We start from the raw sequence: 2,667 nt of genomic DNA on the forward strand, positions 1-2,667 counted from the left end.
ATCTGAAGGCTGATCCGAAGCCCTGAGCGCGCAGCACGGCACCCGCTTCACCTGATTTGTTTGCCTGCAACCGGTTCAATTCCCTGCTGAATTCAGCATATCAGCGCTGGCGGCGGCCGATTGCTTTGGCGGCATGAAAGTTCAATGACAGTTGAACTAGACCAGGCCGGCTGGCTAATCACGTCATGACCCCACCTTCATTGTCTTTCAAGGCCTTGGCGGATTCTTTTGTTTTCACACCGCCTCTATCTTCACGTCTTTCAATCCCCGGATGCCCCACATATATTCGCCGCTGTTCGCAACCAGCGACCGGAAGCCGAAGCGGGAGGCCCCTATGGCGACATTGCAGAATTTCGATGCCGAAATTGCCAAGACCAAGCAGGTCGTCCAGGACATGCGCACCAAGATCGAGCAGTCCGGCACCGTGCTTGATACGCTSGCCACMGCSGACAAGAAGATCGGCGACGCCAATTTCGACATCGARAAYGCCCGCATCGAGGATGTGCTGAAGCAGCAGAAGGTGATGGAAGGCAACATCGCCGACCTGATCATCGGCCTTGAGGACGCCACCAACGTCTTCGGCGCCGAATTCGAGAGCATGAAGAACTATTCCGGCTGGGAAAATTTCGTCGGCATCTTCTCCAGCCAGCGCAAGCAACGCCTGCGCACCGACCGTGTCCGCAACATGTCGCTGGCCGGCAATCTGCAGGAATTGTTGGCCAAGTCTGACACCATCGTCGGCATCCTGAAGGCGCAGAAAGAGGTGCTCGACCAGCGCTACAAGACCTCAGAGGCTAGCCTGTCGCAGGTCATCGAGCGCCGCAAGACCACCATGACCAACCTCGAAGCCGTGCAGAAGCGCATCGAGGAACTCAACCCGATGCTGCTCGACATCGAAAACAAGATCGCTGCCTCGACCAACCAGAAGGACCGCACGCAGCTCGAAGGCGAACGCTCGGTGCTGGCGACCGAATACAACGAAAAGCAGGCCAAGGAGCAGGAATTGCTGGCCGAAAGCCAGACGCTGGAGCGCTACACCTCGATGTTCCAGACCTTCGTCGATTCGCTCAACAACCAGATCGCCGCGCAGGCGACGCTGATCAACAAGCTGACCATCGATACCGAGCAGCGCATCGTGCTCTACAAGGCGTTGGAAGATTCGCTGAAGACCGCSGCCCAGCAGGACGTCGCCCACAAGATCAACACGCTGGGCAGCCAGGTCGACAACACSGCSGAAGARACCATGGCCGGCATCGGTGCGGCTTCGCAGAAGCATATTGGCGACCTGCTCGAAATGCACGAGAAGAACATGGTTGCCAGCGCCGATATCCAGCGCCGCAAGAAGCTCGCCGACGATGCCTTCGCGCGCCGCTTCGACGAGGTGCTGAAGAAGCACAATTCGGCCAACTACGTGCAGTCATAATTGCCGCGCGCACCGGTGCGACAATCCCAGGGCTGACAGCATGACCCCCGAAAACGACGCGGCGGCGCGGTATTTCTCGGCAATAACGGCCGCGCTCAGCGGCCTTGAAGTGTTCATGCGCGACGACCGCTCGCCGCTCTACCGGCACGGCATCGTCGCCAAGATCGTTGCCGAATACATCGCCCGGCTCGACAAGTCCTTCTCTTGCTGGCGCAACCGGCTGGGCTTCATGGACACGTTCCGCATTTCGCGCGCCGAAAGCGGTTTTCCTGTCTTCCAGAACCTGCTCGAGCTGGAAAACGATCGCCGCCAGGCAGACAGCCGGCTCGCCAACATCCCGCTGGCCGGCGAGTTGCGCGAGGAGATGGCCGACTTCATCCTGCGCCACAAGGAATTCCCCGAGGCGCTGCAGAAATCGATGGCCGAGCGGCTCTACCTCGAGGACGTCAAGAGCGAGCAGACTTTCGGGCCGTTCACGCTGGCGCAGACCGCCAAGGTCTCAGTCAACCCGAAGACGGCGCGGCCGTATTATCTCGTCCATTGGGCGACCTTCGACGGCAGCGCCAACCTGCCCCTGGTCTACATGGTGACGGTGGAGGATTCCTCSGAARGCATGATCCGCCAGCTCGTCGACAGCAACGGCAAGCTCAACGACAAGGTCGACATTCCGCTGCCSGTCGAYGGCYTGCTCAACCCCGAGCTYGCCCATCGYTTCGACGATTTCACCGAGAAGAACTCCGCCTACACGCTGTCGCCGGCGACCATCGCSGTCAAYCTCGACAAGGATTTCGAGCCGCTGCAYCCCAAGCARCTGCGCCGCGTCGTGCTYGGCCCTTTCTACTCGGCCGGCATTACCGACAACAATTCGACGGTGACCGAGGTGCTGGCCAAGGTACGCAAGCCTGAAAACGCCTGGCTTTTGACCTGGACCATCCAGGARGTCTATTCSAAGGGCGARAAGCCCGGCCGCAARGGSCTGTTCTCAAGCGAGAAGACGACGCAGGARTTCTTCATCAACACCGAYGATCTGGAAGCCGCGCGCCAGGGYGTSTCKAGCTACGARAACCACGCGCTGATCCCGCACGAGGCCTACCAGGCGCTCTACGCCGCCGGCGAAGCACAGAAGATTTTTGGCGGCTACAAGGTTCATATCCTGTCCAACGGACAGGTCATCTCAGACGTCTGACCGTCACACCACGGAGCACACTTCATGGACACCGGCCTGACCACCATCCCGGAAGCAG

At 59.7% G+C, this 2,667-nt stretch carries 2 protein-coding genes; both read left to right on the plus strand.

What is annotated here, in order from left to right:
- The first annotated feature begins 334 nt into the window (after nucleotides 1-334).
- A complete protein-coding gene (locus AC1DX0_RS34295; protein WP_477219814.1) occupies nucleotides 335-1,423 on the plus strand; it encodes a hypothetical protein in 1,089 nt (362 codons plus the stop codon).
- A 40-nt stretch (nucleotides 1,424-1,463) separates the two neighbouring features.
- The gene (locus tag AC1DX0_RS34300) at nucleotides 1,464-2,609 is read left to right on the plus strand and encodes a hypothetical protein (RefSeq protein ID WP_477358793.1); all 1,146 of its coding nucleotides are present in this window, start codon (nucleotides 1,464-1,466) and stop codon (nucleotides 2,607-2,609) included.
- The last annotated feature ends 58 nt before the right edge of the window (nucleotides 2,610-2,667 follow it).

This window comes from Mesorhizobium sp. P3_A9 (genome assembly GCF_056402975.1).